Source organism: Roseiconus nitratireducens (assembly GCF_008629675.1).
Lineage (GTDB): Bacteria > Planctomycetota > Planctomycetia > Pirellulales > Pirellulaceae > Stieleria > Stieleria nitratireducens.
On the sequence record NZ_VWOX01000011.1, the window covers coordinates 56,086 to 82,423 of the forward strand.

Genomic DNA, 26,338 nt, shown 5'->3' on the forward strand with positions numbered 1-26,338 from the left:
AGGGACGAAGATGCATTCTCGACGTGACTTGCTACGTTGGTCCTCCGCGGGATTCGGTTGGTTGGCTTTGGCAGATCTGGCCGCGTGCCAGAACGCGTTGGCGGCCGGAACCGGCGAAAAAGCCGCGAATCCGCTGTCGCCAAAGACGCCGCATTTTCCAGCCAAAGCGAAACGCGTCATTTTTCTGTGCATGCAGGGTGGCCCATCCCATGTCGATTCCTTTGACTACAAGCCGGCGTTGATCGCCGATCACGGCAAACGCGGCAAGTACGGTGGAAACCTGTTGAAGTCGCCGTGGGAGTTTCGCCAACGCGGCGAAAGCGGGCTTTGGATTTCCGACCTGTTTCCCAACGTCGCGGAAGCCGCCGATGACCTGTGCTTGATTCGCTCGATGCATTGCGACCAACCGGTGCATCCGGGTGCCATGACGCAAATGCATACGGGGACGGCGCAATTCGTACGCCCGTCGATTGGGGCCTGGCTGCTGTACGGTTTGGGAAGCGAAAACGAGTCCCTCCCAGGCTTTGTCTCGCTCAGTCCTCCGGCCGGCAGCTCACGCAATTACAGCAGCGGTTTTCTTCCGGCCATCTACGGAGGCACGAAGGTCGGCGGGGCCGGTGGTCGATCGGGACCAGCCCTGTTCCGGGCAACCGATACCGGACAGGATTCCGTTCCGGACATCCGTCACCCGAACCTGACCGTTGCTCAGCAGCGAAGGCAACTGGATTTGATTCAGCAGTTAAACGGGCAACAGCGCCCCGACGGCGACGCGGCTCATGTCGAAGGCGTGATCCAGTCCTACGAATTGGCGTTTCGGATGCAAGATGCGATGCCCGAATTGATGGATCTTTCAAAGGAGGACCAGGCAACCAAAACGTTGTACGGTGCGGACGACGGTCCCACGCAGACCTTCGGCCGACAGTGCCTGTTGGCACGGCGGTTCGCCGAAGCCGGCGTCCGCTTCATTGAGATCACTCATGGCAATTGGGACCAACACGCCCGCCTGACGGCGGACCACCAGGCCCGCGCGGACGCTTGCGACCGGCCGATCGCGGGACTGCTGCAGGACCTTCGCCGCCGCGACATGCTCAAGGACACGCTGGTCATCTGGGGTGGTGAATTTGGACGGACACCTTCGGCACAAAACGGCGACGGCCGCAACCACAACAACAAGGGGTACACGCTGTGGATGGCCGGCGGCGGCGTCCGAGGTGGATTCAGCTACGGCGCGACCGATGAACACGGATTCGAAGCGGTGGAGAACCCCTGCCACATCCACGACTGGCATGCCACGGTGCTGCACCTGCTGGGGTTGGACCACACCCGTTTGACCTACCGATACGCCGGCCGCGACTTTCGACTGACCGACGTGTCCGGCAACGTGGTCAAGGAAATCATCGCCTAGCGACCGTGACTTCGAGCGCCGCAGCGGGGACGAAAGGCGCGGTGAGACTCGGACGGCAAGTTTGCTCCACTTGCCAATCGCGCCCGTCGCAGGTCACACTGCAGGGCACTGTCTTCCGAAGTGGTCGCGGACCTCCGCTGCGGCGGCAGCATCCGAACCGCCATGGGCGTCTGGGATTTGTCCCGGCGCGTTTCCACAGCATCCGTTCGGGCTGCAACCGTCTGTGGGGTCGCAGGTCGCCACCGTGACCGCGTTCGGAATTTGCCAGACGTTCCCTTCAACCGTCACTGAATTGTCATGGACGGCATCACCGAGCCGGTTGTCTTGGTCCTGGGCCATCCCATCGCTGGCAATCCCGCCCAGTTCGCCTTCGAACGCGCCTTCGCGGCGCTGGATCTGTCCTGGCGTGTGCTCTCGTGCGACGTCTCACCGGAACGGATCGAGCAGGCCATCGACGGCGCCGACGTGCTGGGCTTTCGGGGCCTGTTGCTGGATCGCAACCTGACCGGTCGGTCCGACGGCGCGGAAAGTCGACCGGACCTTTATTATCGTGCTTCCCGGTCCGGATCCGGATGGCAATCCGAAGACGTGCTGGCGACGTGGCTCAAGCAGGCCATCAGCCAACATTTCCAAAACCTGGAACGGGAGATTGGTCGGCTGCTGTGGATCGGAACTCCGGATGAGAGTTTCCCGGCCGGACTCGCGTCGGAACAATCGGTCTCGCCGATCGCATGGGCCTCGGCGGAATCGATCGAGAAAGCCAATCTGATCGCGATCACCGAACCGGTTGATGTCAGCACCTGGCCGACCGCCAGCGAAGGAACGCTGGTCGTGGACTTTGCGAACCCGCCCAACAATCTGGATCGGATCCGAGCCCTCGGTTACGAAGCCCTGGGTCGAGACGAATCAAGAATCGGCATCCTGACCGAATCGTTTCGGCGCTGGACCGGCCAGACACCCTCGGAAGACGTGTTGACCGAGGCAATCGAGGAATACCTGGCCGTCTGATTGATGGAAACTTCCAACGCGCAACGTCTGATCGCCGCCTCGCGTCAATTATGTGAAGCGGTCGAAGCACTTGAATTTGATGCTCCGGTCACGCACGTCTACAACCCGCTCCGATACGCCCGGCAGCCGCATGAGGCCTACTTGTCACTGGTCGGCGATGCGCCCTCGGTCGTGTTTCTGGGAATGAATCCGGGACCCTGGGGGATGGCCCAGACCGGTGTGCCGTTCGGTGAAATTGAAGCGGTTCGTGACTGGTTGAAGATTCGCTGCCCGGTCGATCACCCGGCAGACGAGCATCCCAAACGTCCCATCGAAGGTTTCGATTGCCAGAGAAGCGAAGTCAGCGGGCGACGCCTTTGGGGCCTGTTCAAGGAGCGTTCACGGACGGCAAAGCAGTTCTTCAAACGACACTTCGTGTTGAACTATTGTCCGTTGGTTTTTATGGAGGCATCCGGACGAAACCGAACACCCGACAAGCTGCCGATCGCCGAACGCGCGGCCCTCGACGCGGCGTGTGATGCGCACCTGCAAGCCGTGCTGGGTGTATTGCAACCGCGACACGCGGTGGGCGTGGGAGTGTACGCCGAGAACTGTTTGCAGCGTGCGGTCGCGGAAATCGATTCTCCCGCGACGGTGTCGCGGATCCTGCACCCCAGCCCGGCGTCGCCGGCGGCCAACCGAGGCTGGGCGGAAAAGGCGACCGAGCAACTTCGCGATAGCGGCGTCTGGAAATGAAATCCGCCGGAAGGTGATGCCAAGTGCGAAGCTTGACACCGGCAACTATCCGAACATCGTTTCCAACTGCTCGATGTAGTCGAGTGCCTGTTCGGGCTCTTCGACTTCAGCGCCCGGGACGCGGCCCTCACGATCGCATCGCGACAGAGCCTGCAGCTCCTCAATCCAGGGGTGCTGGGCCAGCCGGCGGCGACGCCTGGCTCCCAGGGTTGCGTCGCGCATTTGATGAGCCTGCATGTGATGAGCGATCAACCAGGCGGTCCGCTCGCTCACGTAGCCCTCGAGCGCTTCCAGACCGGCGCGGACGTGGTCGGAGGGTTCGATCGCTTTACCGACATCGTGCAACAATGCCGCCAGCAAGAACTCTTCGTCATACGGCAGCGTGTCTTTGGCCAGGGCATACACCTGCATGCTATGAAACAGTGCGTCGCCTTCGGGGTGGTAACGTGCATCTTGCTTGACGTTTTCCAACGGCAACAGCAGCGACAAAAACACGTTGGCGCGATCCGGGCAAGTATTGATCTGGTCCAGCTGCGCGGTGATTTCGTGTTCGCCCAACTGATGATCGATTGCGATCCGCTTTTGCAATTCCGCAATGGTGGCCTTTTCGATCGGCTTGCCGGTGATGCTGCTGCGGAAACGATGTCCCAGCTGTGACGGGGCGTACACCGTCAGCTCGATCGGAAACTCATCCCGCAGATGGATGTGCGTGAATTCGCGTGCCTGTCCGTCCTTGACGATCCGTTTGCGTTCAATTTCAAACGCACCGCCCATTTCGTCCACGGCCGCCGCGACATGCAATGCACTGCCGGCAAAGACGTGCAAATCGATGTCCGAACCTTCCCGCACGTGCCCGGTCAACACGCTGCCGATCAAGCGGGGATGAAAGGCCACCAATCGGTTCATCCACCACAGAGCCCGCAACCGCATCTCCAACAATCGCTGGTGATGGTGATCGGGACCTTCCAGTAATCGGGCCAGGCATTGGACCTGATCCCGGATCTCGGCGTTGGACGGCAGGTCCGAGGGTCGGATCCAGCCGCGGCCCAGCTGGCGGGCCGCCTTCCATTTTGCCTGGTAGTACTCCGAGACCTCTCGGTGGTACATCAAGCGTGCCGCCAGGTAAGCCACTTGCTGGCGGAACTTTGTCGAACGCATGAAGGAGGTTCGTCGTCGCGAACCGTTTTACGAATGCAGTGACATCATCGCCCGGGAAAAATCGTAAATGAAATCTGCGATGAGTTCCAGACGAGTGAACGAAACCTGACGCCCCAATGGCATGCCCAGATTGGCCGCAAAGAGGCCCTATCTGAAAACTCGCAAAACCCCGTCGCTGCCGTCGCAATCGCGGCGGAGAACCACGCTCTGGCGAGCGTCGCTACTCGTTTTCAGAGCGTCGCGACTCGTTTTCGGACAGATCCTTGCGGTCGCCGTTGGTGTCTTCCTGGGCACCAGGGGCGGGCAGAACGGGCGCGGTGTTGCTTTCATCCGCCATCCCCGGCGGGAGTTCCATGATGCGGAGATTGCGAAAATGAATTTCTTTGCCTTCAGATTCCAGGCAGATGTAACCCTTGCGGACCGAAGCATCGCGAATTCCGTTGACGAACTTCCCGTTGACAGAAAGCTTGACCGTGCCGTCGACGGCGACCACCACGTACTTGTTCCACTGACCGACGCCCTTGCAGCGATTCTCCACCGACTTGCTGCGCGTGCCACGCGGGTTCTCCGGTGTTGCGGTCATCCCGCCGGCACCAAACAGTTCTCCATGCACATAGGCGATCGGCGGAAGCGAGCCGTCCGGCCGCCGGTGTTGGTTGACCCAATCCAGTTCCAGCATTTGCACTTCCATGCCTTTGGGCAAGCGGTTGCCGAAGGGGACCGCGTCGCACCACAGGAAGATGCCGGAGTTGCCGCCAGGCTCCATGTGCCGCCATTCGACCTGCAACACAAAGTTCTCGTACTGGCGTTCGGTCCGCATCACGCCGATCGGCTGACCGGTGCAGACCAAGATCCCGTCGCGCACCGACCAGGTTTCCGGTGACGTGTTCACGTCGACCCAGCCGGTCAAATCTTTTCCGTTGAACAGGTCCGACCAGACTAGCGGCGTCTCCGCTCGCGCGGACGTGGCGTACAGCAACAACAACAGCAGGCAGCAATGATTCTTCATGCCGCCCAGTGTACTCGGTTGTCGACCGACCGGTCGCCGGCGGCGATTCTCCAGCGAAGATCCTCAGGCACGCACCGCCACACCGGTGTAGTGCGTGCCAAGCATCGGAGGAAACGGCCGCATGACGAATCGTTCCTGTTGCAAGAAACGGAATCCGGATTGCAACACCAAGGCGTTCGGATCGCGATTCAGATTGCAGCCCAGCATCAATCGGCTCCAGGCTCCGTTAGCCGCCGACTGCATGCCGCGCGACATTCGCCCCGTCGCCCTGCCGTGTTCGCAAAGATAAATCACTCCCTGCGGCTTGAGCACTCGCGCGACTTCGGCCAAGACCCGTCGCGGATCTTGGACCGAGCAGAGCGTGTAGGTGATCATCGCGCAATCGGCCAGGCCGCTTTCCAGCGGCATCTCGGCGGCCGAAGCCTGAATCATTTCCACGGAGATCGACGTCGACTCTCGCCGCGTCGCGCTGAGTTGCAACATGCTGGCGTCCGGATCGACACCGATCACTCGCTCGACCTTGTCGGGATCGTAGTGCGGAAGATTCAGCCCCGATCCGATACCGATTTCCAGCACCAACCCGAAAGCCTGCGAAACCACTTCCTGCCGCTGCCGTGTGATCTGCGCACAGGAACAGAGGTGATGAACGACGCGTGGAGCGACGCGGCGATGGTAGAAGTTGGAAACGTTGGTCATCGATACGCTCGAATGATCGGGGGGCTTTGCATCGGATCGGATTCACAAGCGGATAACTGCGCCACACCCCGCCGTTTCCACCGTCGGTCCAAAGATTTCTGGGATAGCGCCGACGCAGGCAAAAAGAAGTCCTCAATTCCCCCTTTCTAGGCGGCTGTTTCCGTCGGCTCGCGCCGACGGCAGGGGGCTGTCGTTGCTTCGCGACTGGAGCTCGTGCCCGAACACTCCGTTGGTCTTCGTGTCCTGATTGCGACAGGAACGGACCTCCCCCAGAGTTCCTGCACTGTGACCTTGCCCAGAGTTCCTGCCCTGTGATCCGTCGACCTTTTCGATTTAGCGAAAAAACCGGTGGATCCAATCCTCCGCCGGGCAGTTAGTTCCATGCACGGCCGCGCCGTCGCGTTTCATTTCTCGACAGACCCAAGATCGACCATGACAACCACGCCTGACGCTTCCGTCGACGACCGCACGCCGCCGTTTTTCCTCACCGACGGCGGTCTGGAGACGACGCTGGTCTTCCACGAAGGGCTGGATCTGCCGCAATTCGCCGCCTTTCCGCTGTTGGCCGATGACCGGTTCGACGCCTGGTTCTTTGACTATTTCGATCGGTACTTCGCAATTGCCCAGCAACACCGGTGCGGGTTCGTGTTGGAATCCAACACGTGGCGTGCCAGTTCGGATTGGGCGGAAAAGTTGTCGATTCCGGAGCCCGAATTGCGACGATTGAACCAGAAAGCGATCGAACTGTTGATCGAGTATCGGCGCCAGCGGGAAACGGAATCATCGCCGGTCCTGATCAGCGGTTGCGTCGGTCCCCGCCATGACGGCTACCGCGACCAGCAAACGTCGGTCGAACAGGCCCGGCGGTACCACGCCAGCCAAATCGAAACATTTGCCCAAAGCGGTGCGGACCGTGTGACGGCGATGACGTTGACCAATGAGCAGGAGGCGGCGGGCATCGCCCTGGCCTGCGCAGCCTGCGATCTGCCGGCAGTGATCTCATTCACCGTCGAAACCGATGGCCGCCTTCCCAGCGGCCGGCGGCTTCCCGATGCGATCGATTTCGTCGACCAACAGGCCGAGACCGCGCCCGCGTTTTACATGATCAACTGCGCCCATCCGGAACATTTCGTTTCGACGCTCCGGGAAAGCGGTACCTGGACCGATCGCCTGCGGGGGCTGCGGTGCAATGCATCCACGCTTAGCCACGCGGAACTGGATGAGATGGAAACGTTGGACACCGGTGACCCCAAATCGCTGGGTGAGTCCCACCGTCAGATCATGAACCTGCTGCCCAACCTGTGCCTGCTTGGCGGCTGTTGCGGAACCGACGAACGTCACGTCGCGGCGATCGCCCGCACGGTTTGCCGAACTTCGGTCGACGCCTGAAAGTAGCGACGAATCAGCGGCGCGATGTCGGCAAAGTCTTCGGGGGTTTGGACGACCGCTCGCGCCCCCAATTCCATCATCGACAATGCCAGTCGTCGTCCAATCCGGCGTGAAGGTGCGTCGATCGCGATCAGCTGCATCAGGTCGGGCCTCCCCACTCCGATCTGGGCCAGAGTCAACGCGACCGGCACAGCGTTGTCACCCCCAACTTCCCACAGGATCACGGCCCGCGGCAGTCCGGCGATTGACGCGCGGACCTTGCTGTGCTCGACGGCTCGCACCGCGATCACGGGTTCACTGGGCCCTGTGTGGGGGACAACGCCGGGAACACCGCCCGGTGGCGCCGACAAGAAAGCGTGTTGAAACGGCCCCACAAATCGCCGCGCGGTATCGCACCAGCGGTGCCCGGATTCACAGACCAGCAGCTCCACGCTGGGACGCGGCATCGGGGCGGCCGGCGGATGTGTCATTGCGAATTGTCCGACAACAACGACTCGATCTTGCGCAGCAATCGCGCCCGAGACACGTTCAAGCGGCGCGCCGCTTCGGCACGGTTGCCGTCGCTTTCGTCCAACGTCTTACGGATCAGATCGGCTTCGAAGCGGGCGACGGTGGCGTCCAGGTCGACGGACTGGGCCGAGACGGGCACGCCTTCATTGGGGCGATACGAACGGACGGCCAACGGCAGATGATCCGGCTGCACGACTTCGCCGCGACACGCCCGCATCGCCTGGCGAACCGCCTGGTCAAGTTCGCGTAAATTGTCCGGCCAGGGGTACAGGACCAGCGCGTCGAGCGCGGCGCGGGACAGCCGGTCGGCGGAACCGTCGCCCGACGATCGCCGCTTATCCAACATTGCCTGGGCGATCAGCGGGATGTCCGCAACGCGACGCGACAGCGGATACAAGTTGATTGAAAAACCGCACAACAGATCTGCCAAAGCGACGTCCACGCCCCCTGGCAGTTCATCGGCAGCCAGCAAATCTGCTGCGCCCTCGTCGGTCTCGGGATCGACGTGTGTGATTCTTGGTGCCGGCCCGGACACGGCAATCAGCCGCAGCCGATTGTCGAAATGATCGATCCAGTAGGCCAGCCGCTGCTGCGCGTCCGGCGGTGTTTCGTCGATGCCTCGCAAAACGGCGGTGGCATTGGCGTCGCCGGAATCCAGCAAGTGGTGCGTGACGACCGACAGGCTGGCGTCCAGCAGTTCGGGATCCATCAGCGCCCCGTCGACCGTGACCAGCGGTTCGCCGGGCGACGAACGGTGGTGCACGGCGGTGGCAATCGATTCGGCCAAGCATCCCGGCGGAGACAGGATCAGCAGATGGGCGCGGACCGATCCGGCCAATTGGACTTGGCGTCGCATCCGCGTGGCCGAACGCGACCGTCCGACCAAGGCGGACTGCGATGCGGTTTCATGGTGGCGGCGCCAACTGTCCAGCTGCTGTCGCAACTCGTTGGCCGAGACGACGCCCGAGTCCGATTGCTGGTCGGCAAACGATCCGCCGATGGCAACCGTGACCGATTGATCCCCACTGCCCAAGCGGACGAAGCGCGTGTCCAGTGCGGCGGGCCGCGGCGAAGCGGATTCTGAGCCTGGCGGCTGGATCCTTAACGACGCGGTCCCGCGTGTTTGGAAACCCGGCGGTGGCGAAAGAGATGCCGCCAGACGATCCAGGGGATCGTCCGTGACGGCGGATCCGGCCACACACAGACGCCCCACCAACGACTCCGGCGACACGTCCAACCACGAACCGACCGCGGCGGAGAGAAACACCAATCGCCCGTCGGGATCAATCACCCACAGCGGGGCCGTGGAGCGATCGATCAGCCGGGAAAAAGGGCGATGTTTGGTGCTGGAAGCCATGCTGGACGCGAGTCCCGCTCCGAGGCGGAGCCCGTGTTGCGGGTGGTGCAACGCCGTCAACCCTGTCGATCCGGACCCTGCCGAATCGAACAACGGCAATCCGGACAACGGCGAACCGATCCAAGGAAGTCGGGCCGCTCGGAACCGACCGTGCGGATTGGACCGCTCGGGTTGGACCGCGGGTCGGATCTTTCCAATCTGACGCCGGACGGCTTAAAAGACGTCCAGCATGAAATGGTGGCCGGAATGGTAGCGGCGATTGCTGGGGTAGTAGTTGTGCCACTGCTTGTTGTACACCGGAATCCGCATCTCCGGTGGATAGCGGTGATACAGGCTATCGGCGCTGCGGTAGTATTCCTGCCCCCAGAAGTTTTGAGGGTAGTAGACGTAGGGATAGTGGTAGAAGCGGTTCCAATCCCGGGTGCTTGCGCTTCCGCCCCAGGCTTGGCCGAACGCGCGCTGGTCGGCCGACGCGGTGTCGGCCACCACGGCGGCCGAGGCCACCAGGACGGCGGCAATGATCAACTGACGAAGCATCTCTGCTTTCCCCCTTTGCCGGCCAGCTCCGCCGGGCGCCGGGCGCTCGGTCACGAGGTGACTGGATCGATGGTCGGTTCAAAAGTGTCTGTCGACGCGGAACTTGCGGGCGCATCCTGCGTCGCCACCCGGGCAAACAGCCCGGATCTTCGGTCGTATCGGCAAATCTGGCTGGACGGGTTGAGTCGATCGTGCCGGGATTTCAGAGAGAGCCGGTTTCAGACTTCTCAATCGCGGGAGTTAGCACCTATGATAATTCAAGGCGAATCCGCTCAACCCGCACCACCAACCCACCCAAATTGCATGCGACCGACGTCGAATTCCCGCCCAGATCGCTTGTCCCTCCTTCCGGCCGTCCGCGCCGCGTCGATCCGAAAGGCGTTGACGTGGGCCACATCGGGCGGAGTCGCGGCATGGGTCGCGGCCGGCCTTCTGATGCTGGCCGGCACCGCGGCGGCGTGCCCCTTCTGCGAATCGGTCCAGCAGACCATCCGGCAGCAGTCGGCCACCATGGACGCCGTCGTCATCGCCACCAGCCTGGACGGTGAATTGACGCGCAACCTGTCCACCGGCGTCGTCAAAATGAAGATCGAGAAGGTGCTCAAAGGCCAGGAATTCGTCGAAGCCGGGCAAGAGGTCGATGCCATTTACTATGGCAAGGTCGAAGTCGGACGCCGGTTCCTGCTTTCGGGAGTCGATCCTCCGGACCTGCAATGGTCCTGCCTGCCGATCACCGATCGGGCCGAAGACTACATCGTCGGAGCCACCAAAGTCGAAGACGATCCGGTCGCCCGGCTGCGGTATTACCAAAAGTACCTGGAAGATGAGGAAGCCTTCATCTCGCGTGATGCCTACGACGAATTCGCCTCCTCGCCCTACAGCGTGTTCCAAAAGCTGGGTCCGGACATGGACCACGACCGGCTGATCCAGTGGGTGCAGGATCCGGAGATCGGTGCGGACCGCAAACGGGTCTACTTCACCATGCTCAGCGTCTGCGGAACCCAGGAAGACCTGCCGATGCTGGAAGCGATGTTGCGTCATCCGGCCAAGAGCATGACCGGTGGGCTGGACGCGTTGATCGCTTGCTACCTGACGCTTGCCGGCGAGGACGGTCTGGAATTGATCGACGAACTGTTCATCGCCAACAAACGGGCTCCGTTCCCGCAGAGTTACGCCGCGATCATGGCGATCCGGTTTCATGGGACCGAAGGCGACGTGATCCCGCGAAGTGCGTTGGTCGAATCGCTGCACAAGGTGCTCGATCGCGGCGAATTGGCCGACATGGTGATTCCCGATTTGGCCAAGTGGAACGATTGGAGCCAGATCGACCGTCTGGTCCGCCTGTTCAAAGAAGCGGAAAAGGACAAGAACTGGCTGCGGGTGCCGGTCATCAACTACCTGCGGGCCTGCCCGCTGGAGGAAGCGAAGACGGCCATCAAGGAATTGGAAGAGATCGATCCGGATGCCGTCCGCCGCGCGAACACGTTCTTCCCGATCCCCGTTCCCGTGCGGGAGAAGACGCCTGACACGTCCGAAACCAGCCGTCGCGAGTTGCCCGCGGACCGCCCCGTCCGGCTGGCGTCGACCGGGCCGGTCGCGGTCCAGACCGCACTGGCGGGTGACGTTCCGGTGGGCGGCCAATTTGCCGCGAAAGCCTCGGCCGGCACGAACCCTTGGAACCTGGGCTACGTATTGGGAACGGCTTTGCTGACCATCATCCTGGGCCAGTTCCTGCTGCTGACCGGTGGGGCGTCCAGCGGGGATCCCGTCAGCGAAGCCGCCTGAATAGCGTCCGACCCGAACAGTGCCCGCCGCAGCCAAGGCCGACCGGCATTTCACGCCGGGTTCGTCCGGAACGTCCACTGACCGAACCTCCGGCCGTCGCCGCCGCGGTTCTTTGTGGGACGAGTTCGGTTCGTTTTCAGCTACGTTGAATTGGACGGTACCTTGATTCGCGTTCCCTGCGTTTGCCAAGCGTAAGATGACCCACGATCTTCAGATGTCCGCGTCGGCCGACGCGGTGGACTTTCCGTATCGAGCACTCAGTCGCAGTGCGATCTGGTCATTGATCCTGTTTGCCGTGGCCCTGTTCGGCCTGATCCCGCCGTTCGAATCGGTGCTGGCGTTGACCGTGCTGGGCATCATCGCCGCCCTGATCGCCATTCGATCGATCCGTCGCTATCCCGACGAGTTCAGCGGACTGTCGTTGGCCAAGTTTGCCCTGATCGCGAACGCGGCGCTGCTGGCCGGCGGTGTCGCCCTGCACAGTTACATCTACCTGACGGAAGTTCCTCCGGGTCATGTTCGCGTCCCCTTTTATGAGCTCAAGTACGAGGGCCAAAACGATCGGCCGACCGAAACGGCGATCAACGTCGACGGCAAAGATGTGTTCATCAAGGGTTACATCCATCCGTCCAGCGGAGGCGGGATGCTGCGGCAATTCGTGCTGGTCGGCGACCTGGGCACGTGCTGTTTCGGGGGCCAGCCTCGCAGCAGCGAGATGATCGAGGTCACGTTGACCGGCGGCCAAACCGTCGAAGGCGGGATGACACGGCGAAAACTGGCCGGCAAGTTCTCGGTCAACCGGATGCAGCACACCAAGGCTGATTTTGACAACCCGGTGTTCTATCGGCTAAAAGCAAGGAGCCTGAAGTAGGCATCGGTTCGTCAGATCCGCTGCGGGAATCCGCCGGTCGGTCGGCGACAACCAGTCCCACGCGTTGCTGCGATGCCTTGCCCTTCACGCGAATGAGGACGGCGACGCCGACGGCGACGGGTTGCCACCGCGTCCTGCCGTCGGCCACCTGACGAGAACCGGGCCACCTGGCATGTCATGTGCATCAGCGTCGTTCATTCGCCCCCACCTCGCGCACCCAACGCCCCATGAAGTTTTTCACAGCGACTCGCCAATCGGCCGCCACTTTCGCCTGCACCGCCCTGGTGCTTTTGGTCGGCATGCTGGTGCCCGCCGAGCTTTCCGCGCAAGACCCGCAGGACCGGCCCAAGGTCACGCCGCGGCCCAGCTCGGAAGCCCAACTTGCCAAAGGTGAAATCAACTTCGACGACTTGCAATTCGACATCCAGAAGGATCAGGCGTTTGACAAATCCATGTTGAACGAGCGCGTGAAGAAGCTGGACGGCCGGAACGTCAAATTGCGCGGCTACATCCTACCCAGCACCCTATACAAGGAAACGGACATCGATCAATTCGTGCTGGTGCGCGACAACCAGGAGTGCTGCTTCGGCCCCGGCGCGGCCCTGTTCGACTGCGTGGTCGTGGAGATGGTCCCGGGTGCCACGACGGACTTTGTGACGCGTCCGGTGACCGTCGAAGGCAAATTCGAACTAGACACCGACAAGTACCGTTACCCCGGCGGCGCGGGGCCCAAGGGCGCCAGCCACTTCGCGATCTTTCGGATCAAGGGAAAGACCGTCAAATAAGTCGGTCTTTCATTCGCGAGCGTCTGACCGCGCTTCCGCGGCACGGCTTTCTCGCTAACTGGCCGACCACCCGGCCTTGGGCTGACGGTGGACGGTCGGCGACGCGTCCCCGGCGATCGCTTGAATCTTCGCCGCCTGGGCTTCCACGGCTTCGGCATCCGTCAGGGGCTCCAGCGTCAGCCGGAAGCTGACGGTTTCCTCCGGCTGCAATTCCACCAGACGCCGCTGGTTCTCTTCGAACGAACGCTGGTTGGGATAGTTCGTCGCCGGTTCCATGCCGCAAACGTAGCCGTCGGCGAGATCGGCGGTGTTCTTCCAAAGAATGAACCGCGGCAAGGTCTTGGTGGAATACTCAACGGCCAACCCCTTGTTGGCCTCGGCATTGCGAAGCATGACCGTCGTTTGGTGCGACCGATCTTCTCGCAAGGTGGCAAAGTAGACGCGTTCGGCATAGCCTTTCTGTGGGCCTCCGCACTGGTTCCAGCCATCGATTTCGCTGGCGGAACGATCGTCCTTGGGCGCCAGTTCTTCGATCGGAGCCAGCAGTTGCGAACCGTCGTCCAGCACCGGGGCGCCCAGATTGATGTGGTAAAGCATCTGCATGGTCGCCGCGGTTCCACGATCGTTCGTCACGTCGTCAAGAACTTCGACGGAGGCCGATCCGGCGGTCACGCGGACACGGCTGCGGAGGTGAAAGTTGGTGAAGAACAGCCGGCTCTCGCGATAATCCCCCACCAATTCCAATCGCCCGGAAGCCTCGTCGTATTCGATCTGCAGCCCATCGGCGGGCAGGTTTCCGATCCGACCGTGCAGCGGATAGACCAGATTGCCGGCCGGATCGTGTTCGGGGGCTCCGTTGCTTTCCAGACCACAGCGGACCAGCAATTCATCAAACCCCGACAGCCAACCCAAGCCGTCCGCGTCGCCGAGCGGAACGAAGGAAGGGTGCACGGGGCCATCCACCGGCGACCGCCAGGCGAACCGCGTGCCGTCCCGCTCGATATTCCAAATTGCCATTCCACGCGTCGGTAAAACGTGGATCACGGCGGCACCGGTGTCGATACGAACGATTTCCGTCGCATCGCTGCGACCACCGACGAACCGTCCGAAGCGAGTGCGAATGGCCCCCCCCTCGGTTTCGAATTCGGCGGAAAGGGGCGAATCGTCGTCCCACTGCACGCGGCCGAGCGGATCGCGGGCCGTACGAGCCACGATGGTTTTCGTCATGGATTTACCTTGGTCCCTCTGGCGATCAAACTCCGTCGGGCCATCCAACCGCGCCGACTTCGTATTCTTGTCGTCTGTGAATCCAGTCAATACAACATGGGGGCGGTGAATCTGCCCCAATCAAACCGCCCCGCCGATCAATTCCCCCCCAACCATAGAACCATCGATGACCAATGTGAAGCTAGACGAAGGACTGATTCAGGGTGATTCCGTTGCCTCGATCCTGGATTCGGCCCTGGACGCCGGCGGGGGATTGCTGCGGCTGACGCCGACTTGGGTGCCGCGATCCTTTCTGCACCCCGGGCGACGCATCAAATTGCATCCGGGGGATTACTACCGATTCGGCGCCGATCGCGGCGGGATCGACGAACGCTGGTTTGGCAGCACGACCGACGCGGCCAATGACGGTCGCGTTTGGCACGAAGGTCAAAGTTTCTGCCTGTTCGAAGGCAAAAAATTCCTGCTCAAGGAAGCCGTTGCCGAGCGCGGCGACGACATCGTCGGCAAGGCGATCTATTCCAAGTACGAACGATGGCCCGTGTACAGCAAGTTCTTTGACAACATGGGACCGATCCCGCACCACATGCACCAATCGTTCGAGGACGCGGCATTGGTCGGGCAGGAAGGCAAACCGGAAAGTTACTACTTTCCGCCGCAACTGAACAACGTCGACAACAACTTTGCCTACACGTTCATGGGGTTGGAACCGGGAACGACCAAGGAGCAGGTCCGCAAATGCCTGGAAGATTGGAACGAAGGTGACAACGGGATCCTGGACCTCAGCCGCGCCTACCGCCTGAAACGGGGCACCGGATGGTTGATCCCGCCGGGCGTGCTGCACGCGCCCGGATCTCTGTGCACCTACGAACCGCAGTGGGGTAGCGACGTGTTCGGCATGTACCAGTCGATCGTGGAAGGTCGCTACGTGCCCTGGGACCTGCTGGTCAAAGACATGCCCGAAGACAAACACCAGGACCTGGATTTCATCGTCGGCCAGTTGGACTGGGACAAGAACGTCGACACCCACTTCAAGCAAAGCCACTATCTGGAGCCGATCGTCGACCAGGATCGATCCGGTGACGGGTTCGTGGATCGCTGGATCGTCTACGGAACGGTGGACGGCCAACAGCTGTTCAGCGCCAAAGAGCTGACGATCGAGCCGGGTGCGAAATGCACCTTGCAGGACCCCGGCGCGAGCAGTTGGATCACGGTCCAGGGCCGGGGACGAATGGGGTCGCTGGATCTGCAAACCCCGGCGATGATCCGGTTCGGCGAAAACACTTCCGACGAAGTCTTCATTTCGCACGTCGCGGCCACCGCGGGAATCGAAATCGAGAACCTGGGCACCGAACCACTGGTCGGACTTCGCTACTTTGGCCCCGACACGCATGACAACCTGCCCAAAGGCGGCTCGTGATCGTCGCTGACTGACCACGGCGGCAAAGCCCGCTCCGGTTGCGAAACCGACGGACGGGCTCGCTGGCGGGTTTCACCCACCGCCCGATCGGCCGGCGGCCTGCGGTGCCCCGTCGATTTCTTCCTTCGCTCTTTTTCCCCCTCACCTAAAGTTCAAGCACGATGAAACTTCACAACGCAATGTGGCCGGGCCTTGTCGGCAAAGGCGACGGACCGGACCAGGAGCCGCCGATCAGCCTGGAAAAGATGCTCGATCTGACGGCAGCCGCCGAGGTGAACGGGCGTAAGTTCGACGGGATCGACTACTTCCTGTTTCTGCCCCACACCGACCCCGAAGCCAGCGATGACGATCTGAAGGCGATCGCCGACCTGATCCAATCGAAGGGCTTCAACGTCGGATCCCTGGTGGCGCCGGTCTGGCCGGGAACCATTGGTGATTCCGCCATGGGCGACAAGGAACAGACCGACAAGTTCCTGTCGGCCGTCAAAATGGCTTGTCGCGTGGCGGGCATCTTCAACGAACACGGCGTCCGCAAGTACGGCGTGATTCGCATCGACAGCGCCGAGTTCGGAGTGGAGAAGTGGCGCGAAGATCCTCAGGCCAACACCAAGAAGATTGCCGAGACGTTTCGCGAAGCGGCGAAAATTGCGGCCGATCACGGCGAACGATTGGCAGCGGAAGGGGAGATTTGCTGGGCGGGCATGCACAGCTGGAAGGACATGCTGGATCTGCTGGAGGCCGTCGGGATGCCGGAAACGCTGGGCTTCCAGGCCGACCTGGCGCACACCTACCTGTACCTGATGGGTTACAACGCGCCCGAGCACGCCCTGCTGAAAGACGGCTACACGGAGGACGAGTTCTACGCGGCCTACGAAAAGATGACCGATAAGCTGCGACCCTGGACGATCGACTTTCACGTGGCCCAAAACGACGGTGAGGTGCACGGGGCCGGTTCGCACGACAAGACCGGCAAGCACTGCCCGGCCGACGATCCCAACGGAAAACTGGATATCGTCAAGTGCGCCGGTTACTGGCTCAAAGACGCCGAGCAGCGTGGCATCAAGCACATCTGCTGGGACGGCTGCATGTTCCCCAATGCCACGTTGGAAGATCCCAAGACGTGGAACACGATTTTGGACACGATGATCAAAGTCGACGCCGCCCACGGCGGTTGAGATTTAGCACCGCCCCATGGCGGGACCGTCCAACGAACGCACCTCCATCTTTCTTCCCAGACAAGCACCATTTCCCAGACAAGCACAATGAAACCTCTGAACATCGGCATGGTCGGCTACGGCTTCATGGGCCGCACGCACAGCAACGGTTACTGCCAGGCCAATCATTTTTTTGACTTGGAATACAAACCCGTCTTGAAAGCCGTTTGCGCCCGCAACAAAGACAAGGCTCAAGCGTTCGCGGACCAGTGGGGCTACGAATCGGTGGAGACCGATTGGAAGGAGCTGCTCAAACGCGACGACATCGACGCGATCGATGTGTGCACGCCGAACAACTTGCACAAAGAGATTTCCATCGCGGCCGCGGAAGCCGGCAAGATGGTGTTGTGCGAAAAGCCGCTGTCGATGAACACGTCCGATGGCGAAGAGATGTGCCAGGCCGTGGAGAAAGCCGGCGTGGCCAACATGGTCTGGTACAACTACCGACGCGTCCCGGCGGTCACGTTGGCCAAACAGTTGATTGACGAAGGTCGCTTGGGCAAGATCTTTCATTACCGCGCCAACTTCCTGCAGGACTGGACGATCAATGCCGATGTCCCGCAGGGTGGCGCCGCGACGTGGCGACTGGACGCCGAAGCGGCCGGCAGCGGCGTGACCGGCGACCTGCTGGCCCACTGCATCGACACCGCACTGTGGCTCAATGGCGGCATCACCGATGTGTCGGCGGTCACCGAAACGTTCGTCAAAGAACGCACGCACGCGGAAACCGGCGAAAAGCAGCCGGTCAAGATTGACGACGCTTGCGCCTTCCATTGCCACTTCGACAACGGATCGCTGGGGTTGTTCGAATCGACCCGCTACGCCCGCGGCCACAAGGCGCTGTACACGTTGGAGATCAACGGCGAACACGCTTCGATCCGCTGGGACCTGCACGATCTGCACCGCCTGGAGTATTTCGACCACAGCGACGACTCCATCGTTCGCGGATGGCGAAGCGTGCATGTCAGCGACGGCGACCAACCCTACATGGGGCACTGGTGGGTACCGGGTCTGAACATCGGGTACGAACACACCTTCATCCACCAGGTCGCCGACTTCCTCAAGTCCCTGGAAACGGGAACTCCGATCGAACCGAGTTTCCGCACGGCGCTTGAGACCCAGAAAGTCTGCGACGCCGTCCTGGAAAGCGCCCACGATCGATCCTGGAAGAATGTCTAGGAGATTCGTGAGTCCGTGTGAGAAGTCTGGCAAGCTGCTGCTGGACCCTGCTTGACTCCAGTCGCGACGCGGCGACCGCAATCCGCTCCAGCGAGAGGCGACGCAAACCTCCCCTCGCTGCGCTCGACCCTCCTTGGAATGGAGGGTGAAATACAAGCTGCACGACCTCCTGGCGGGCCTGGCGGGAGGATGAAACCCGAGAGCGTGGTTCTCAACGAGGATCCAACAGGTCTTCGATCCGCCGCACCACGTCGCGCAAGTCGTGTTCTTGGCGGATCAGATCCTTGGCGGCGAGGCGGTGTTGCTCGGCCAGCTCCGGTTGTCGAGCGAACCGCAAGATCGCGTCAGCGATGGAATCGGTGTCGCCCGGCGAAGCCCAAAACGCGGTGGCGCGATCGCGTTGCAATTCGACCGCCCCGCCCGCCCGCGTCGCAATCACCGCCGTCCCCAACGCCATCGCTTCCAAAACCACGTTCGGCATGCCTTCAAATCGTGAAGGCAGAATCAACGCGTCGGCCGAAGCGATTTCCGCGGCCGCACCGGCGACGGCACCGACGCTCCGCACATGATTCGACAACCGCAACGATTCGACCTGCCGGAGGATCTCGCCGCGGAGCGGGCCATCGCCGATCAGACGCAATTGCAACGGCGGCCGGTCGTGGGGCCAGGCTCGCAGCACGGCCGGTAACGCCGCGATCAGATCCCGATGCCCTTTCTCCGCGGTCATCCGCCCGACGCACACCAGCAGCGTCCGATCGCCGTTGGGGGTGGTGGCCGCTTCGGCCGCATCGCGCAGGCCATCGACATCGACCGGATTGCGAACGATCGCCACGCTTCCCTCCGGCAGCCCGTAATAGCTTTCGGCCGACTGCGCCGCCTGGGCGCTGACCGCGACGACTTGGTCGGACCGGCGATAGGCTGCCGCCAGACGTCTGCGTTTGATTTCCACGAACCGTGATTCGACCATCGGCAACGCCAGATCCGGTGGACTGACGATGGTGGACACACGCCGAACGTTGCCCGCCAGCGATCCGGCCAACAACGTCATGTGAAACGTGCGGTCGTAAACCACGTCGATGGCGGCATCGCGGATCACTTGCCGCAAGTACTTTGCTTGTCGACGCAAAGCACGACCGGGAACATACACGGCCGGGGCCTGGGACGCCGCGTCATAGCCGTGGATGGGAACGTCGTGGGGAACCTGGTCCAAGAAATCGCCTACCGCGTCGGACAGATACAGGTGCGGCTGAAACCGCTCACGATCCAAATGCCGAGCCAACAACAGGACTTGCCGTTCGCTGCCGCCGCCCCGCATGGAACTGGCCATCAAGAGGACACGTTTGCGCATGCCGCTATCGAACCTCGATCCAAACCAACCGATGATCGGTCGCCCGCAACCAGTCGCTCCGGGGATCTGGCTCGCTTGGCCAGAAGACGCCGCTGTCGACGACTTGCAACCCGCGAGAGGGCAACACGTAGTCGACGCGCATAAGGCCGTTGCGACCGAAATCCGCGGTGGCGTCAGCGTGTTCTCCGGCGTCGGCTTGCGAATCGTTGATGGAACCTCCAGGTACTTTGCTTGCGTCCACATTCGCCCGGCGTTGCGGACGCGGATCTTGGACGAGCGGATCGGCAAGCAGATTCACAATTGCTTCCGTTTGCCCGCCGCCGCGGGCCGGGTCCGCATTCAGGTCTCCCGCGATGACGAACTCCGACGATGGTGCCAATCCGCCGACACCTCCCAAGTCATCCCGCAACCACGACCGATCGCCCGACCGTGCATCCAGGTAGTGGCTCCAAAACGCGATCTCGTCATGGTTGCGACACCCGTTGCGATCTTCGGGGCCGTCGAACACGGGCGGCGTGGGATGACTGGCCAGCAAGTGCAACACGCGCTCACCGATTTGAATCGGAACGTCCAGGTGATTCTTGCTACTCAAACGCAACCGGGACCAAATCGGATCGGGATGAAACGGCGTGCCCGTGGCGGGACGCATCGGACGCTTGGGCTGCGGCAAATCCTTCCAGAGCAACTGCTGAAAGGTGCGAATCTTTGATTGTTCCAAGGGGTAGCGGCTGAACACGGCCATGGCGTATTGCCCCGGATAGTCTCCAAACCCCCACGCGTCCCCGCCCGCTCCGGATTGCCCGTCGCCATCCAGATCCAATTGGGAATCGAGCCCGGTATTGCTCGGTGCGCTGTACCAGTACGGGTACACGATCGGTTCCAGCGATCCTCCGCCGGAGGCCCGAAGCTGGCCGACGGCGAAATAGTTTTCCGCCAGCAGCCGCGCCGGCGCCCCGCCTTCTTCGTAGTCCAGTTCGTTGACCAGCAGGATATCGGGGCGAACCGTTTGCACAATCTTGGCAATCCGCCGGGCCTGGGAATCATCGGATGACTGGAGTCGATGCCGGATTTCTCCGGCCGATTCGCCGTACAGAGAAACATTGAAGGTCGCGATGCGAATGGTGGTTTCCTCCCCAGATGGCGATTCCGCATGCTGAGTGCCGACATCCTGAGTGACCGTGTGTTGGTCGGCTGAGTCTCGGACGGGCATCCAAGCCGCGATCGACAGCAGCACGATTCCGAGCCATCGGTTTGTTCCATACATTGTCAGGGGCCCTGTTGTCCGCACGGCTGGTGATCGAAACGGCGCGATCGGCGCACGGAGATCCGGCCACACGCGGGGCAGCCCATCGTAACACGGCCCAGGCACCCTGACCGTCCCGCAGACGAAGTGGATCATGACTGACATTTCAACCGAACCGAACGTCGAATCGCCCCTCACATTTGGCTCGATCCCGACCGGAACCGGCGCAACGCGATTCTCCGTCTGGGCACCCTGGGCCAAGCAAGTTCGGGTCAACGTGATCGGCGGGCCGGAAGGATTTGAGCTGACCGCGGCGGACAACGGGATCCATACGGGAACGATCGACGGAGTTGGGCCGGGTGCCCGCTATTTTTACCGGTTGGACGATGGGCCGCAGCGCCCCGACCCCGCCTCGCGGTTTCAGCCGGAAGGCGTGCACGGGCCCAGTGAAGTGATCGATCCGGCGTTCCCCTGGACCGACCGAGAATGGCAGACACCCGATCGTGACGACCTGATCATTTACGAATTACACGTCGGTACCTTCACGCAAGGCGGCACGTACCTTTCCACCATCGACCGGCTGCAGGAATTGAAAGACCTGGGGGTGACGGCGATCGAATTGATGCCGATCGCCGCCTGCGCCGGTCGGTGGAATTGGGGCTACGACGGAGTCGCCTTGTTTGCCCCGTCGAACGCCTACGGGACGCCGGACGATTTCCGCCAACTGGTCGATGCGGCCCACGCAGCAGGCTTGGCCGTTTTCTTGGACGTGGTCTACAACCACTTGGGTCCGGAAGGCAATTACCTGAATGAATTCGGTCCGTACCTTTCAGACCGGCACCACACGGTCTGGGGCGACGCCCCCAATTTTGATGACTTGGAGCATGGAGACATCGTCCGACAGTTCTTCATCGCCAACGCGATCCATTGGCTGCGGGAATATCACCTGGACGGTTTGCGAGTCGACGCCATCCACTGCATGACCGATTTACGCGACCCGCACATTGCCGCCGAAATGAGTGACGCCGTTGCGCGGCGTAATCGCGAAGACCAATCCCGGGCAATCCTGATCGCCGAATCGAACGTCTACGATCCTGAAATGACGGTGCCCCGCAACCGCGGCGGAATCGGATTCGATGCGATGTGGTGCGACGATTTCCTGCACAGCGTGTTCGCAACGCTGCGGCCCGACGAACAGTTGACCGACCGCGACTATCGCCCCAAAACGGACTTGGCTCAGGTGCTGCGTCACGGGTACGTGTTCGAGGGCACGTTGCGACGGTCGCGGGTTCGGAAAGAACTTACCAAGCGAGTCACCACGCACGACTTGGTGTACTCGATCCAAAACCATGACTTCATCGGCAACCATCCGTTGGGCATCCGATTGCACCAACTGGCGTCGCACGAAACGCATCGCGCCGCAGCCGCCCTGCTGATGATGACGCCGGCAATCCCGATGGTGTTCATGGGCGAAGAATTCGCCAGCGACAACCCCTTCCGGTTCTTTGTCGACTTCGGTGACGCGGATTTGCGTGACGCCGTGGTCCAGGGTCGTCGCCGTGAATACCCGCAACACGATTGGGACGCGGGCGTGCTTCCGACCGACCCGTCGGCATTTCACGCCGCCAAGATCGGCGAACGCGGCGACGGCAACCGCGTGACCTGGCAATGGTACCGTGACTTGATCGATCTGCGGAAAACGCATCGCCAAAGCGGGCTGCTCCGCGACGTCAACCTGCAGGTGCAAAGCGATGCCGAACGCGACCTGTACGTGCTGCGTTACGCGCACGCCGGACAGAGCCTGGTGGTGGCGGTGCGGTTGTGCGGAAACCCAACGTCAAGTGACGGCATCGAAGTCCCGTTGGCCGGACAGATCGTGCTGGATTCTCGTCCGTCGGAATCGCAATCCGACTTCCGGTTGCATCCCAACCACGCGGTCATCGCCTTCGCGACGGACCTTTGATTCAGCGCACCAACTGCACCACGTGCGACTTTGAAATATGAAGCGGACCAACCACTGGCCGGATGTCGCGACCGTCGTCAGCGGGTGGTCAACGGAAATCGATCCGCACGCGGGTCATCGGATCGGGCAAACGGATGGATCGTTGCTGGAGATCGGCCGGAATGACGCCGGCTTCGATCAGCCATTGACTGCCCGCCGCGATCGCCAGCCCGACGTTGTCTTGTTCGACGGCCAATTCCGTGATCACCTGATCGCCGCGGCGTTCGGTGGCGACGTACCAAGTCGGGTTCCAATGGAGGTGCCCATCCAGGCTGTCTCGCGTCCGCCCGTCTCGGGTGAATTCCAACTGATAAGCTGTCAACAAGTCACGATCCAGATCGACACCGATCGACATTCGGTCGGCGGAAATCAAGTCGGCGTCGCGGCGGCCAACGTCCGGCGAAGCGGCGTCCGGTGCGGTAAACGTGGAAGCGGAGACGACCAGGGCCAGGTAAACGAATCGATCATCGTAGGCCACCTGGACGGTGACGGGCGTTGAAGCACGCGTCACGGCTGCGGCTGCCGAGCGCGGCCGCCAGCAGGGATCATCCAGGACGCCGTCAAGACGCGGTGGCTGCAAAGTGCGGGCGGCAACAGCGACTTGCGGAGACGTCGCACGCAGCAACGCCGACCATCGGGACGGACGCTGCGCCACTCGGCGGAGATCGGCCGACAGACCGGTGGACGTTTCTCCTTCGGGCGACTGCTGGGATAGCTCGTGACGCGCGATCGCATCGGCGACCCACAGGTTCACCGGATGCATCTGCCACGCCAAGTCGAGCGCCCGTTCCTCCGGTTCGGTTCGCCAGCGGGGCTGAAATCCTTTCAGCGGCTTGGCAACCATCGGCATCGCGGCGGAAGCCTGGACCACGCCCGAGGATGACGGCTGGTCCGGCGAGGCGAGGGGAGACTGAAACGGGGACACGATGGCGGCATGCCCGCCGCCGGCCGGTGACAACTCGGCATCGGCGTCGATGCTGGAACCGCTGGAACGCTCGGTGTTGATTTGAGCGGCTACCGGATGTTCTTGCTGCAATCGCTCCACAGTCTGACGCTGCCCCACACCCAACTCGGGTGTCCGCCTCCACTCGCTGCTGCTGGCCCGCGCGTCCGCGTACAGTTTGGCCAAACCCGATGCGGACGATCCAGGGAATCGTTGTGCCAGTTCCTCCCACGCCGCAGTTTGCGATCTCGCCGCGGAGACCCGCCCGCTGATTTCCCAGGCGGTGCGAAACTGGTCGTCACGGCTGGTCTGGTCCAGACACAACGCCAGGGCGTCGACAAATCGTTGCTCGGAGATGCGGTGGTCCAGCAGTTGGGCGATGACCGTTTGTTGTTTCAACCGTCCCTGGACGATCTGCAATCGGCGCCGCGTGGCCTTCGTGCTTCGCGGCGGAAGTCGGTGCCCGCTGTCCAGACGGACGCCATCGCACAGCCCCGGCCGCGACCGCCGACCTTCCGAACCGTAGCGTGTGCTGAGATTCACCTCGCCCTCGATTCCGCGGCTACGGCGGCCGGCGGAAGCGGACCAAACCGCCAGCTGGGCATCCGCATCAAAGTCTCCGGCCAGCACACCGCTTTCAGCCAACAGCGCGCCGTGGTGAAGCATCGTCTCGCCGGGACTCGTAAAGGAATACTCAATCACCTTGGCGGTCCCGCCGGCCACCGCATGCTGCAGCAGCGCGGTCCGCAACGGCTGGGGCAAACGAGCATCGATGACCAAGACCGCCGGATGGTTGACCTGGATCCATTGCCGAAGCACACCGTCGCAGTCGTCCGAACCCGGTGCCGGATACGCGTCCAGCGAAGCGGCGCCCAATTTCATCGCGGCGGCGGCGGCCAGCTGCAACGGATCCCCGACGGTACCCAGCGGCATATCGCCGGCCCACGCTTCCGAGCGACCGACCAGGACCGCCGTGCGCAAGCGTCCCTCCAAGGACTCGCGTCCGATCAGCGACCAAGGGACGTTGGCAACGTCCCCCGAGACGAACAGCACCGCGGTCTTTGACTCCGGGCCACGCACCACGCGCCAGGTCTTTCCGGCATCCTCCGAACGGACCACCACGCCGTGATCGCCGGCGCACAGCAGCGTTTGTGCGTCCAAACGACAAGAAGTCCGGAGGGCCACCGGCACCCCGGTGACTTTCGACCAAGCCGCCGCCCGTTGAGCATCCAGCCGCTTCTCGGTCGGTGCGGGATCCGACAGGGATTCGCCACCGGAAACCGTCTGCCAGGTTCTGCCACGGTCGGAGGATTGAAAACAGACCGCACCGGTCACGGGGTCACGGTTTCCGTAGGCGTACAGCACCCCCGGCTCTCGAATCTGGACTCCTGGCTCTCGAGTCTGGACTCCTGGCTCTTGAATCTGCGACGCGTTGCCGGGCTCGTTCCCGCCGGCGGCCGCTTCGCCGCGACCTTCATCAATGGTCCACAATCGCGGCAAGTCGGAATCGCCGGCGCGGTGCCAGGTTCGACCACCATCGGCGCTGACGACGACCGCGCCGCGACTGATCCCTGTGACGGGGTCATAGCCGCCGCCGATGGCGACGAAGTGCTCCCGGTCGACGCAGATCGCGTCATCCAATCGGCACTCCAGACCGCTTTCAGATCGTGCCCAGGTCAATCCGCCGTCACGGGTCACCAGGATGCATCCGTGATCGCCCACGGCGATCCCCAAGTCGCGATCCCAGAATCGGATCGCCCGCAGCGTGGCCGATTCACGCAAATTGTCACTGTCGCAGTACGGTGGACTGACCAGCGCCGCTGGCGTGGCACCTTGGCTGGGGACCAACGGCCGCATGCCGGTGGCCCCCATGGTGGGCAGCGGTCGCAGCGGCGAGGGATTCGTCGCGTTTCCGGTGGTCGGAGACACCAGCGGCACTCCCGGTGCGACCGACACCTGGGCCCAAATTCCGCTGCCCGGCAGCGCGCACGCCCCACAAATCGTCGCGCAGACCACGGCGATCTGCCAACAACGCGAACCCGGAATCATTTGATCTGTCATCCTTGCATCCATGCCTTGACGAGTTCGGAGGCGACCAGCAATGCCAGCCAGCCGAGGACCAGGTTGCTCAACAGGTAGATCGATGACGCGCCCCAACGGGCCTGCCCGGCCAACATCGCCGATTCGCCTGCGAATGCGGAGAACGTGGTGAACGAGCCCACAAAACCGACACGCAATGCCAACGCGAAACGCTCGGCGGCGGCGGATTCGAAGTCACCGATGGAGGCCAAAACGCCGAAGATCGCACAACCCAGGATGTTCACCAACGTGGTTCCCCAGAGGCTGGATCCCCCCGGAATGGCCGCCGCCGCCAGCGTCACGCCATAGCGGCACAGCGACCCCGTGGCACCTGCGGCGGCAATTGCTGCCAAATTGAACCAAGTAGTCATTTTCGCGGCACGTTTTATCCATTGCCTAAGTTTCGACCCACACTTACGTTAGCGGTTAGATTCGGAAGTT

General features: G+C 62.2%; 22 protein-coding genes. 11 read left to right on the plus strand and 11 right to left on the minus strand.

Annotation, left to right across the window (positions count from 1 at the left end):
- Positions 1 to 10: 10 nt before the first annotated feature.
- The 3 genes from FYK55_RS18720 (at position 11) to FYK55_RS18730 (ending at position 3,148) form a co-directional block, all read left to right on the plus strand.
- Positions 11 to 1,405 (plus strand): DUF1501 domain-containing protein, encoded by a 1,395-nt coding sequence (locus FYK55_RS18720; protein ID WP_150077984.1) that lies wholly within the window; start codon positions 11 to 13, stop codon positions 1,403 to 1,405.
- A 297-nt stretch (positions 1,406 to 1,702) separates the two neighbouring features.
- Complete coding sequence (locus FYK55_RS18725) at positions 1,703 to 2,413, plus strand: hypothetical protein (RefSeq protein WP_150077985.1); 711 nt, start codon at positions 1,703 to 1,705, stop codon at positions 2,411 to 2,413.
- 3 nt (positions 2,414 to 2,416) lie between these two features.
- Positions 2,417 to 3,148, plus strand: coding sequence for a uracil-DNA glycosylase family protein (locus FYK55_RS18730; protein ID WP_150077986.1), 732 nt, complete (start codon positions 2,417 to 2,419; stop codon positions 3,146 to 3,148).
- A gap of 45 nt (positions 3,149 to 3,193) precedes the next feature.
- Here FYK55_RS18730 and FYK55_RS18735 read toward each other — a convergent pair whose 3' ends face one another.
- From FYK55_RS18735 to FYK55_RS18745, 3 genes are all read right to left on the minus strand, one after another.
- On the minus strand, positions 3,194 to 4,306 hold the full coding sequence (locus tag FYK55_RS18735) for an HD domain-containing protein (RefSeq protein WP_150077987.1): 1,113 nt from the start codon (positions 4,304 to 4,306) through the stop codon (positions 3,194 to 3,196).
- A 220-nt stretch (positions 4,307 to 4,526) separates the two neighbouring features.
- The gene (locus FYK55_RS18740; protein WP_150077988.1) at positions 4,527 to 5,315 is read right to left on the minus strand and encodes a 3-keto-disaccharide hydrolase; all 789 of its coding nucleotides are present in this window, start codon (positions 5,313 to 5,315) and stop codon (positions 4,527 to 4,529) included.
- A 63-nt stretch (positions 5,316 to 5,378) separates the two neighbouring features.
- Positions 5,379 to 6,011 (minus strand): class I SAM-dependent methyltransferase, encoded by a 633-nt coding sequence (locus tag FYK55_RS18745; protein WP_150077989.1) that lies wholly within the window; start codon positions 6,009 to 6,011, stop codon positions 5,379 to 5,381.
- Positions 6,012 to 6,443: 432 nt separating this feature from the next.
- On the opposite strand from FYK55_RS18745, the gene FYK55_RS18750 reads away from it, so the two are divergent.
- A complete protein-coding gene (locus tag FYK55_RS18750) occupies positions 6,444 to 7,400 on the plus strand; it encodes a homocysteine S-methyltransferase family protein (RefSeq protein ID WP_150077990.1) in 957 nt (318 codons plus the stop codon).
- Here FYK55_RS18750 and FYK55_RS18755 read toward each other — a convergent pair.
- From FYK55_RS18755 to FYK55_RS18765, 3 genes are all read right to left on the minus strand, one after another.
- On the minus strand, positions 7,349 to 7,870 hold the full coding sequence (locus FYK55_RS18755) for a hypothetical protein (RefSeq protein WP_150077991.1): 522 nt from the start codon (positions 7,868 to 7,870) through the stop codon (positions 7,349 to 7,351). The genes FYK55_RS18750 and FYK55_RS18755 overlap by 52 nt on opposite strands.
- Positions 7,867 to 9,267 carry a helix-turn-helix domain-containing protein gene (locus FYK55_RS18760; protein ID WP_150077992.1) on the minus strand — a complete coding sequence of 467 codons (1,401 nt, stop codon included), beginning with the start codon at positions 9,265 to 9,267 and terminating at the stop codon, positions 7,867 to 7,869. The genes FYK55_RS18755 and FYK55_RS18760 overlap by 4 nt, the downstream gene beginning before the upstream one ends.
- A gap of 213 nt (positions 9,268 to 9,480) precedes the next feature.
- Positions 9,481 to 9,804: a calmodulin-binding protein gene (locus FYK55_RS18765; RefSeq protein WP_150077993.1), complete on the minus strand. Its 324-nt coding sequence runs from the start codon at positions 9,802 to 9,804 to the stop codon at positions 9,481 to 9,483.
- Positions 9,805 to 10,140: 336 nt separating this feature from the next.
- Between FYK55_RS18765 and FYK55_RS18770 the strand changes: the two genes are divergently transcribed.
- The 3 genes from FYK55_RS18770 to FYK55_RS18780 all read left to right on the plus strand — a co-directional run bounded on the left by FYK55_RS18770 (position 10,141) and on the right by FYK55_RS18780 (position 13,245).
- Positions 10,141 to 11,589 (plus strand): hypothetical protein, encoded by a 1,449-nt coding sequence (locus tag FYK55_RS18770; RefSeq protein ID WP_201743744.1) that lies wholly within the window; start codon positions 10,141 to 10,143, stop codon positions 11,587 to 11,589.
- A gap of 196 nt (positions 11,590 to 11,785) precedes the next feature.
- Positions 11,786 to 12,460 (plus strand): DUF3299 domain-containing protein, encoded by a 675-nt coding sequence (locus FYK55_RS18775; RefSeq protein ID WP_150077994.1) that lies wholly within the window; start codon positions 11,786 to 11,788, stop codon positions 12,458 to 12,460.
- A gap of 227 nt (positions 12,461 to 12,687) precedes the next feature.
- Complete coding sequence (locus FYK55_RS18780; RefSeq protein ID WP_150077995.1) at positions 12,688 to 13,245, plus strand: DUF3299 domain-containing protein; 558 nt, start codon at positions 12,688 to 12,690, stop codon at positions 13,243 to 13,245.
- Positions 13,246 to 13,299: 54 nt separating this feature from the next.
- On the opposite strand, the gene FYK55_RS18785 is transcribed toward FYK55_RS18780, so the two are convergent.
- Positions 13,300 to 14,472: an aldose 1-epimerase family protein gene (locus FYK55_RS18785; RefSeq protein ID WP_150077996.1), complete on the minus strand. Its 1,173-nt coding sequence runs from the start codon at positions 14,470 to 14,472 to the stop codon at positions 13,300 to 13,302.
- Between the two features lie 166 nt (positions 14,473 to 14,638).
- On the opposite strand from FYK55_RS18785, the gene FYK55_RS18790 reads away from it, so the two are divergent.
- The 3 genes from FYK55_RS18790 to FYK55_RS18800 all read left to right on the plus strand — a co-directional run bounded on the left by FYK55_RS18790 (position 14,639) and on the right by FYK55_RS18800 (position 18,282).
- Positions 14,639 to 15,889, plus strand: coding sequence for a hypothetical protein (locus tag FYK55_RS18790; RefSeq protein WP_150077997.1), 1,251 nt, complete (start codon positions 14,639 to 14,641; stop codon positions 15,887 to 15,889).
- A gap of 161 nt (positions 15,890 to 16,050) precedes the next feature.
- Positions 16,051 to 17,064 (plus strand): sugar phosphate isomerase/epimerase family protein, encoded by a 1,014-nt coding sequence (locus FYK55_RS18795; RefSeq protein ID WP_201743745.1) that lies wholly within the window; start codon positions 16,051 to 16,053, stop codon positions 17,062 to 17,064.
- 87 nt (positions 17,065 to 17,151) lie between these two features.
- Positions 17,152 to 18,282, plus strand: a complete 1,131-nt coding sequence (locus FYK55_RS18800; RefSeq protein WP_150077998.1) for a Gfo/Idh/MocA family protein — start codon at positions 17,152 to 17,154, stop codon at positions 18,280 to 18,282.
- 211 nt (positions 18,283 to 18,493) lie between these two features.
- Here the strand turns inward: FYK55_RS18800 and FYK55_RS18805 are convergent, their stop codons facing one another.
- Both FYK55_RS18805 and FYK55_RS18810 read right to left on the minus strand, forming a co-directional pair.
- Positions 18,494 to 19,630: a glycosyltransferase gene (locus FYK55_RS18805; protein ID WP_235908801.1), complete on the minus strand. Its 1,137-nt coding sequence runs from the start codon at positions 19,628 to 19,630 to the stop codon at positions 18,494 to 18,496.
- Between the two features lie 4 nt (positions 19,631 to 19,634).
- Complete coding sequence (locus tag FYK55_RS18810) at positions 19,635 to 20,894, minus strand: endonuclease/exonuclease/phosphatase family protein (RefSeq protein WP_235908802.1); 1,260 nt, start codon at positions 20,892 to 20,894, stop codon at positions 19,635 to 19,637.
- A 133-nt stretch (positions 20,895 to 21,027) separates the two neighbouring features.
- Here FYK55_RS18810 and treZ point away from each other — a divergent pair, with 133 nt between their 5' ends.
- A complete protein-coding gene (gene treZ / locus FYK55_RS18815; protein ID WP_150077999.1) occupies positions 21,028 to 22,836 on the plus strand; it encodes a malto-oligosyltrehalose trehalohydrolase in 1,809 nt (602 codons plus the stop codon).
- Positions 22,837 to 22,924: 88 nt separating this feature from the next.
- On the opposite strand, the gene FYK55_RS18820 is transcribed toward treZ, so the two are convergent.
- Both FYK55_RS18820 and FYK55_RS18825 read right to left on the minus strand, forming a co-directional pair.
- A complete protein-coding gene (locus FYK55_RS18820) occupies positions 22,925 to 25,879 on the minus strand; it encodes a hypothetical protein (protein ID WP_150078000.1) in 2,955 nt (984 codons plus the stop codon).
- A complete protein-coding gene (locus FYK55_RS18825; RefSeq protein ID WP_150078001.1) occupies positions 25,876 to 26,268 on the minus strand; it encodes a fluoride efflux transporter FluC in 393 nt (130 codons plus the stop codon). The genes FYK55_RS18820 and FYK55_RS18825 overlap by 4 nt, the downstream gene beginning before the upstream one ends.
- Positions 26,269 to 26,338 lie beyond the last annotated feature (70 nt).